Source organism: Salicola sp. AFF1, from assembly GCF_056783195.1.
Window position 1 is genome coordinate 90,953 of sequence record NZ_JBXAYL010000012.1, and the last position, 7,810, is coordinate 98,762.

Below are 7,810 nucleotides of genomic sequence, written 5' to 3' on the forward strand. Positions count from 1 at the left end.
ATCACTGAGGGCTGCCCTCCAGGGCACTCAGTGGCACCGCCTCCTGCTCCAACATCATGCCATGATGAGCCAGGACCTCGATCAGCTCATGGACCGGGTCATCAGGGGCCAGCGTTGCCAATGCCTCGCGCGCGCACTCGAAGCTTTGCACGTTCTGGCGCCATATGGCGCGGTTACCGTAGCGGGTGAGCAGGCGCTGCCAGTCCGGCATCAACCAGAAGCGCGCCTGCTCCCCCACCGCCTCCTTCAGGCGCCGGTAGTTGTCCAGTCCCACACCGTCATAGTCGGGAAACAGGATGATCTCGGGCGCCCGCGGCCGCAGTGCCAGCCAGTTGAGCAGCGTATTCGCCAGGTTCCCCGCGTAGTACGCCACTGACCCACCCACTGAGGGCGGCATCCAACTCAGGTCATCAAACAGGGCCTGGTTCTCAACCAGCCACAGGGGCTGGCCTGAGCGCCAGCTGTCCGAAGGTTGAACCTGGAGCGCCCCCAGACCGTAGGCACGGGTGCTTTCCGAAAGCTCAAGCTGGCTCCCGGCGTCATTGCCCCAAATACAGCCCTCATTACAGGCCTTCAGCAGCAGGTAGTAATGCCCATGCTGAGAGGCTGATGCCTTGCTGTCACGATGCGTCGCGATATTGCGGGCCCGGGTATTGAGGGTGGGATCAAGCGAGACCTCCGAGTCCGGCTGCAGTGATTCAAAATGGCGTTCAAAAACGGCCCGGTTACTGACCTCATAGAGCCAGCCGCGCCCACTGCGGCGCCAGTGCACGCACCCGGTCTCGCGGCTGAACTGCTCCAGGGCCCGGCGCTGGGCCCGGGTCAGTGCCGAGCTGGAGCAGGTGCCCTCCTCCGCGCTCCCCAGCTTTGCCAGGGCAGCGGAAAGCGCCCGGCTCACTCCGGTACCTCGGCAAGCGATTCGAGAACCTGCCAGCTTTTGCGGCTGATGTGGTTGAGGCCATTGTGCTCCTGGATGGGCACGCAGTAGCGGGCGGTGGTCAGTGGTGCCGGTGACGCGAAGATCAGCGAAAACCCGAACTCGGAGGCCGCGTCGATCAGGCTCTTCTGGTTATCCGCGTCCAGCGCCAGGGCTTCGTCCAGATAGCACACGGCCCGAATGCTGTGACGCTGATCCTGCATCAGGTACAGCATTGCCAGACCGGTCACCAGTTTGGCCATGAGCACGGTCCCGTTGGAAGCGGCGCTGTCGATGTCATCAAAGGATTCCGGGTTGGCACCTTGCTTGGCGACAACAAACTGCAGCTGAAACAGATCCCCCACCCGGAGCCCGGACCGCGCATCGCCCTCCTCCACCAGGATGCGCCGGGCCTTATCCAGCTGTTCGTCATCCAGGACACTGCCCTGGCTGAATATCTCGAATGACTCCCCCGACGACACGTTTTCAGCGGTCTCGACCAGCCGCTCAATGGCCCAGACCAGATGGTCCTGGCGCTGTGGCGAGATACGGAACGTCGCCAGGTCGGAGAGCTGGCGCCGGCCAATGAGGCGGTTGAATTCACTCATGCCCTTTTCAAAGGCCAGCAGGCCATCACGGAGCTCCCGCAGGCTGGCGGTTACGTTGACCACGGCACTACGGGCCTTGCGCTCCAGCGCCTCCGCCTCGCGGGACAGCTGATGGCGGAAGTCCACAATGCGCTCAACTTCCTCCTCCTCGGCCCCGCTGTACTGGTATTTGGTGAGCCCACCGGTATGCAGGGTCATCAGCGTCTGGTGGATGTCGCGGTCAAGCTCCAGCACGCGGTTGCAGTCCTGCTGGTGTTCCTCAAGACGCTGCGCCAGCGACTCCAGTGCCACCTCCGTGGCCCCGAGCCAGCTTTGGTGGGGGCGTTCGGCCATGGAGAGAAACGGCTCGCGCGCGTCCAGGCGCTGGTCCCGGAGACGGCTGATCTGCTGGTTCTGGCGTTCCAGCTCGTGGAGCGCTTCGGTATTCTTGCTGATTTCGGCGTTCAGCTCACTGAACCGGTCGCTGAAACGGTTCAGTTCCTGCTCGATGCCCTGCAGCGTCTCCTGCTTCTGCCGGAGCGTTTCGTTGCGCTCTGCAGCGCCGTGCTGAAGCTGGCGCATTTCATCGAATGCCTCCAGGTCCCGGTCAATGGCCTTCAGGGCCTGTTCGTACTCATCCCGCGTTTGCCGCGCTTGCTCCATGGCCTGGGCGGCTTCCAGCTGCTGTTGCAGCTGCACGCCCTGTTGTTCCAGCTCAGCAAGCCGCTCCCGCAGCTCTGATTCCGTCCGCTGGCTGAAGCGGCCACTGAGCGGTGCCAGATTCAGGGTTATCCCCGGCAGTTCCAGAGTGTCCGCCTGCTGCTGGGTCAGCCATTGCCTGAGCGCTTCCGGCTCCAGCTGGAAATCATCGCTGGCCAGGGTCATGGCCTCGTCGTTCAGGGCGCGATTGAGATGCGCCAACTGCTCGCTGGAAAGCGACGCTGTGAGTGACTGGTAAAGATTATCATTAAGGGTTTCCAGCTCCCGCTGGGCCGCCTGATGCTGGCGCCGGTTCTCCGCCAGGTCCCTCTCGATCGCCTTGGGGGTTCGGTTACCCGCATTCTGAACCAGGGTGAGCTGGTGATCCCGCGCCGCCCGCGCCTCGTCATGGCGCTGTTCCAGCTCCCGTCTCTCATGGATCAGGGCAAACCGCTCCTCCAGCTCGGATTGGCGCTGGGCGGTCTGGTTCAGCGCCTCAATCGCGTTGCGCAGCGCTTCGCTCTGGCGGGCCAGATCGCGATTACGCTCATTCAGGGTGTCCCGCTCATGCGCCAGCTCCGAGGCGCGCTTGTTAAGGGCAGCGCGCTGCTGCTCAAAATGGGCCTGCCAGTGCTTGATGGCCTCATCCATGGATGGCTTGCAGGCCACCACCTTGCCACGCAGGGCCAGGCGCTCCTGGTGCTGCTGTTCCAGCCGGTCGATCGCCTCCAGATGGTTGCAGGCAGCCTGATACTGGGCCCGGTCCCGGTTCACGCCCTCGAAGGCTTTCTCCCATTCCGTCTTGAAGTCGATGCTGGCGTCCGGAAGACGGCGATGGAAAATCTTCAGAAGGTAGTCCTTCACCTCGCCAGAGGTCAGCTTGTCCAGGCGCAGGGTGCGGGTCAGCACTTTCTGATAGATCCCCGCGTCGCGGGCATTCTCAAGCCGGAAGACGCGGAAATCCGGCGCATTCCCTCCGCCACTGCGGCGTCCCCCGTAGAGCAGGTCCGCGAATTCCGAGGCGCTGTAGCTGTGCACCAGCCGACCCTGCTCCGCCATATGCTCCCTCAGCTGGGACTGGGCAACCAGGGTGCCGTCCGCCAGCCGGAAGTCCTCCACGTTAAGGGAGCCCGGATAGACAAAGTATTCATAGTCATGCCCAACCCCCTTGCCCACACAGCCGAGCACCATGGTGCCGGATTCCGGCAGGCTCACTTCCAGCAGGATGTAGGCGCTGTTGTCCGGGAAATAGAACCGGCGGGTCTTGTCCCAATCATGGGCGCCGAAATCCATGCGCCTCTGGTCGATGATCAGAAGGAACTGCAGCGCATTGATGAGACTCGTCTTGCCGGCGTTGTTCGGCGCCACCAGCGATACGGAATCATCCAGTGGCAGTTCCGCCCGCTGATACCCCGCACTGCCAAGCAACACCAGACGCTGGAAACCGTACTGGATGCTCATGATGGGTCGTCCTCAGTGCCTTCGTCACTGGCCACCGCCAACCAGTCCTCGCTGCGCTCCACCTGTGACGCCAACTCCTCAAAGTGTTCCAGATACCGGTGCACGGCCGGCAGCAACCGCCAGGCCCCACCGCCATCGCTGATGGCGAAGCCGTAATTCACGGCACGGTCCATGAGCTGGTTGAGTGAATCACGCGTCAGCTCTTCCGCCTCCAGGAGCGCCTGCTGTTGCTCATGAACGGCGTCCAGAAGCCGATGATCAATAACCCAGTCCTCGAAGCGCACCAACGCCTGCCCCGCGTCGGCCTGATAATCAAAGATCACCATGAACAACAGCGCCAGCTGGCGCGTCAGCCGGTTCACGCCACTGGAACTGTCCACGGTATGGAACCAGGCAAAGCCACGGGCATCCAGGCGCAGCTCGTAGCCCAGCGCCGCGAACAGCGACTGGTACGACGCCTGCTGCTGCTCAAGTTCGGCCCAGAGTGCCGGTTCCGCAGCGCGGTTGAGGTGCTTGCCGGCATTAAAGAACCGGAACAGCTCCGCGAGTCTCGGCAGACTCTCCAGATCAACAGGATTGCTCATGAGGACTCCAGCTCATGCGGGTAGTAGTGCACACGCACCTCGGTGAGGGCGGTGGCCACGGGGTCGTGATGCTGGCTGACCTGCCAGCCCGGCTCCTGGATCAGATCATGGTAGAGGCGCAGGATGACCGCATCCGGTAGCTCCGGATACTGCTCATGGAGCCAGCGCATCAGGTCCGGCACGGGCAATGCCTGCGCCAGCTGGCTCCGGAGTGCCTGTTCATCCACCCAAGCCTCAATGGTGTTTTCCTCGCCACTGAGCTCCTCCGGAAAGTGCTTGTGAACCGGCTCGTAATCACGAGCCTGGGCCATGATGGTCTTGACCTCATCGCCCACCGACACCCTCTGCTGGCGCTCAACCCGCCACACCGGCAATTCCGAGTTGGCCGTCCGCCGCGCCACCGCCCGGCGGAGGCCACGCTTGCGCACCTGCCCGAGCAGCGTGCTCACAGCTGCGGACAGATTGTTATGCTGGCGCGCTTCCTCGCGCAGTGGCAAGAGTGTCTCGGCGCACTTCTGGGCCACAACACGCCCCATGCGACGCAATTCCTTGGCGCGATAGCCAACCTGGCGCAGCTGCAAACGGTGGGTATAAAGCGCCCCGACCACGTTCAGCTGTTCATACGCCTGATCCAGTGCCTGCTCCGCCGCCTCCAGATAGGGATAGAAGGTCCCCTCCGGCCCCGTATCCATCATCTCGTTCATGGGCTCAACGTACTGGTCGTAAGCCTCCAGGACGGTGCGGTAACGCCGGGCCAGGGGGATGGCGGTATCCGCGGACTTGGCCTGCTCACCAATGTCCACAATGGCGTGACGGTCCTGCTCAAGCTGCTGCTCAATGCGCGTAAAAAGCTCGCCAAGCCGGCCCGCCCCGGTGCGCATGGCCTCCGGATCCCCCTCGGCAATACCTTCCGTGAGCGCGTCCGTTGCGGACTTGACCGCCTCCACACGCGCCTTGAGCACGGCGGAAAGGCCCAGTTCATGCTCACGGGTGAGACCACGCACAAAGTCCAGAACCAGGGAGTTGAGCTCAAAGACCTCCGTACGGGCCGGCATGGCAAGGATGTCGGACTGCCCCAGCGTCCGCAGCACCCCATCGCGCTCCGCAGCGCTCAGATCCGGATGGTGGCGGGCAATAACGGCCAGCACCTGCTCGCGGGTGAAGGTCTGGGTCTCGCGCGTGGCACGCACCAGCGATTCCACCACATCCCAGTACTTGTGGAGATTGAAAACCAGTGTTCGGGGTGCTGCCAACAGGCCGGCTCCTGGGATCCGAGGCATGATTCCCGGGGATTGTACCTGAACCCGCGGCGCAGGGACGACACGGGCAGGCCAAAAGGGAATCCAGCCCCCCGGCCACCGGATTCCGATGGCTTGGATGTGGCCGGGACTCAATCAGGGCGTTAGAGTGACCCGAGACGCTCAACCCCATTCACCAGTGGTGACCACACGATGAAACAGCTCAAGAACGAGAAGGAAATGGTCAAGAAGGCCATACAGGAAGGCATGAAATACGGTGAGAACCGGGGCGTGGTGGAGTTTGAGGCCACCGACTCGCAGGAACAGAAAGTCGAATACATCTATCGCCTGCTGGTCCACGACAACGTGATCCAGCCCCTCCCGGAGGACCAGGTCTCACAGAAGGCAATGAGGCACAAGCTTGCGATCTGGGCATCGAAGCTCAAGTAGCGTACCAGCCTGGGAGGTGTTTTACCCTGGATGACAGGCATTTTTAGCGGCCTGCCAGAGCTGATGGCTCGGCAGGCTCAACCTGTTTCAGGCATTCAACCAGGTTCTTGGTTCGCTGGCGCTTACACAGCACCCAACCAATTCCGGCGCACCTGGCTTACCTGCGCTACACTGAGTCAATCCCCGTGCCGACAATGTAAAGCCAGGTCATGGCGATATAGTAGAAAAACCCCGCCAATAGCGCAGCAATCATATAGATTAATGCATCTACCTTTTTACTTGACTTGAGCGAAATGGATACACAACTAATCGCGACTACGCCTAGGACCAGGTGAGATAAAAACCAAACAGGCTCCGGCAGGCCCAGATCCTGCCCCGCCCCACTGATTTGACGAATAATCGAGTCCGCCACGATAACCAGAGCCAGCCCTAGAATCCACACCAGATAGCCCGTGCAATGAATTTTTTTATTCATCTTAATCCGGCAAAGAGCCACCGTATCGGGGACCTGCCCCAGCCGCCCCGTTAATCTTTGCTTGCGAACTCTTCAGCCAGCGCCTCTTCCAGCTCTTCGGAATAGGGGAAATGGTATCCTTCAGCGGGAAGCACGAAGTTGCCATTTTCCTTTTTGAAGCTAGCGATGTATCGCTCGTCCGCAGCGGCGGGTTCAAAGCTTGATTCAACGGTGCGCTTATACTGGATACTGGCGCCTTGAGCTGTATCACCCGTGAATTGCCGCTCAACGGTGGCTTTGATTGCGCTGGTCGTATAGTCTCCCTCGGTTCGGAGCTCGTCCACTTCGGTGACTTTGATCAACACGGTGACATCGGTGGATTGAGCATTGGAGATCACCAGACCAATCGGCGGCCCCTGGTACTCAGCTGCTGACGAACAGCTCAGGACCAGAAGCGCGAACATAATGGCAAGGATGTTGATTCGGAACTTCCGATTTATCGATTGCATTCAGGGACATCTCCACAGATTGACCGCAAATGACTTGTTGAAGTAACTGCTGAGGCGAGCCCTGGAGCCATTCCACATATCCATATGCCCCGTTGCATCGCTCCAGCCACGAACCTTGAACTGGATGATTCCTTTCTTGCCCTTGACGGCATCCAATAGTTTGCCCGGTTCCTCATTGGTGATTTCCACGTCTGGCACGCCGTACATCTTGAGCAGGTATTTTTCCATTTCCGCGACGCGAAATGCATACCATTTGTCATCTTCCCCGGAAACCGCGCTGATGCCTGCGTAACCGCGTTTGATTGGCTGACCTGCATAGTTAAATGCACGGCTCAAGCGAATGGTGCAGGTGTTCTTGATCCAGGGATAGTCAACTTTTCCTCCGATCATCTCCTTGACTTGATTTGCGTTTTTCTCTTCAGGGTAATGCTTCCACATCTTTTGAAAGGGAGGGAGAGGCTTAGACATCCGTATACTCCTTAAGGTCTCATTCCATTGAACGGCTCTCTATCCGGAGAGCCCACGTTTCAGCCACAGGTGTCGCTATGAGGTGACTCGTTGCGCGCTATTCGAGAGCCATAGAGATGCGTGAGGGTCGCTGAAGAAGAATGTATGTACGAACAAACAATCCTTTTCATCAATCAACATCCTCTGTCTGAATAGCTGCAATAAAAACTACCCGTCGACTTAGGAACCTCTGAAAAAGCCCCCGGATTTGCGACAAGAGTTATGGTGATTTCTGGTGTATGGAAGCAGGCTGAAGAGGTGGTGTCAATGGCCATCTATTTTGACCCACCTTTGGCCAATAAAATTGACCCACCCTTCATAGTCTAGGTCTTGGTTTTCTGCTTCAGTCGATAGCTTTCTCCTCCCAGCATAAAGATGTGTGAATGGTGGATGACCCGGTCAATG

At 59.9% G+C, this 7,810-nt stretch carries 9 protein-coding genes; 1 reads left to right on the plus strand and 8 read right to left on the minus strand.

Annotated elements, in window-relative coordinates; translation table 11 throughout:
• Nucleotide 1 precedes the first annotated feature (1 nt).
• From AC1RQI_RS10205 to AC1RQI_RS10220, 4 genes are read right to left on the minus strand one after another with little or no spacing between them, the layout of a single operon-like run.
• Entirely contained in the window at nucleotides 2–898 is an 897-nt protein-coding gene (locus AC1RQI_RS10205) for a DUF7281 domain-containing protein (RefSeq protein WP_481904685.1), read from the minus strand.
• Nucleotides 895–3,663, minus strand: coding sequence for a hypothetical protein (locus AC1RQI_RS10210; protein WP_481904686.1), 2,769 nt, complete (start codon nucleotides 3,661–3,663; stop codon nucleotides 895–897). The genes AC1RQI_RS10205 and AC1RQI_RS10210 overlap by 4 nt, the downstream gene beginning before the upstream one ends.
• Complete coding sequence (locus AC1RQI_RS10215) at nucleotides 3,660–4,247, minus strand: condensin complex protein MksE (protein ID WP_481904687.1); 588 nt, start codon at nucleotides 4,245–4,247, stop codon at nucleotides 3,660–3,662. Before AC1RQI_RS10215 ends, AC1RQI_RS10210 begins: the two co-directional genes overlap by 4 nt.
• Nucleotides 4,244–5,500 (minus strand): hypothetical protein, encoded by a 1,257-nt coding sequence (locus AC1RQI_RS10220; protein WP_481904689.1) that lies wholly within the window; start codon nucleotides 5,498–5,500, stop codon nucleotides 4,244–4,246. Before AC1RQI_RS10220 ends, AC1RQI_RS10215 begins: the two co-directional genes overlap by 4 nt.
• A 198-nt stretch (nucleotides 5,501–5,698) precedes the next feature.
• On the opposite strand from AC1RQI_RS10220, the gene AC1RQI_RS10225 reads away from it, so the two are divergent.
• Nucleotides 5,699–5,935 (plus strand): DUF5062 family protein, encoded by a 237-nt coding sequence (locus AC1RQI_RS10225; protein ID WP_416633452.1) that lies wholly within the window; start codon nucleotides 5,699–5,701, stop codon nucleotides 5,933–5,935.
• Between the two features lie 166 nt (nucleotides 5,936–6,101).
• Here AC1RQI_RS10225 and AC1RQI_RS10230 read toward each other — a convergent pair whose 3' ends face one another.
• The 4 genes from AC1RQI_RS10230 to AC1RQI_RS10245 form a co-directional block, all read right to left on the minus strand.
• The gene (locus AC1RQI_RS10230) at nucleotides 6,102–6,410 is read right to left on the minus strand and encodes a hypothetical protein (protein ID WP_481904690.1); all 309 of its coding nucleotides are present in this window, start codon (nucleotides 6,408–6,410) and stop codon (nucleotides 6,102–6,104) included.
• Between the two features lie 50 nt (nucleotides 6,411–6,460).
• On the minus strand, nucleotides 6,461–6,898 hold the full coding sequence (locus AC1RQI_RS10235; protein WP_481904691.1) for a hypothetical protein: 438 nt from the start codon (nucleotides 6,896–6,898) through the stop codon (nucleotides 6,461–6,463).
• Nucleotides 6,899–7,366: a type VI secretion system amidase effector protein Tae4 gene (locus AC1RQI_RS10240; RefSeq protein WP_481904692.1), complete on the minus strand. Its 468-nt coding sequence runs from the start codon at nucleotides 7,364–7,366 to the stop codon at nucleotides 6,899–6,901.
• A gap of 362 nt (nucleotides 7,367–7,728) precedes the next feature.
• Nucleotides 7,729–7,810: ATP-binding protein (locus tag AC1RQI_RS10245; protein WP_481904694.1), on the minus strand; the 82-nt coding region annotated here is incomplete at its 5' end.

What these genes read in the sequence shown, in the direction of transcription:
- AC1RQI_RS10230 (WP_481904690.1), bottom strand. Translation starts at nt 6,410, where the DNA reads ATGAATAAAAAAATTCATTGCACGGGCTATCTGGTGTGGATTCTAGGG.
- AC1RQI_RS10235 (WP_481904691.1), bottom strand. Translation starts at nt 6,898, where the DNA reads ATGCAATCGATAAATCGGAAGTTCCGAATCAACATCCTTGCCATTATG.
- AC1RQI_RS10240 (WP_481904692.1), bottom strand. Translation starts at nt 7,366, where the DNA reads ATGTCTAAGCCTCTCCCTCCCTTTCAAAAGATGTGGAAGCATTACCCT.
- AC1RQI_RS10210 (WP_481904686.1), bottom strand. Translation starts at nt 3,663, where the DNA reads ATGAGCATCCAGTACGGTTTCCAGCGTCTGGTGTTGCTTGGCAGTGCG.
- AC1RQI_RS10225 (WP_416633452.1), top strand. Translation starts at nt 5,699, where the DNA reads ATGAAACAGCTCAAGAACGAGAAGGAAATGGTCAAGAAGGCCATACAG.
- AC1RQI_RS10215 (WP_481904687.1), bottom strand. Translation starts at nt 4,247, where the DNA reads ATGAGCAATCCTGTTGATCTGGAGAGTCTGCCGAGACTCGCGGAGCTG.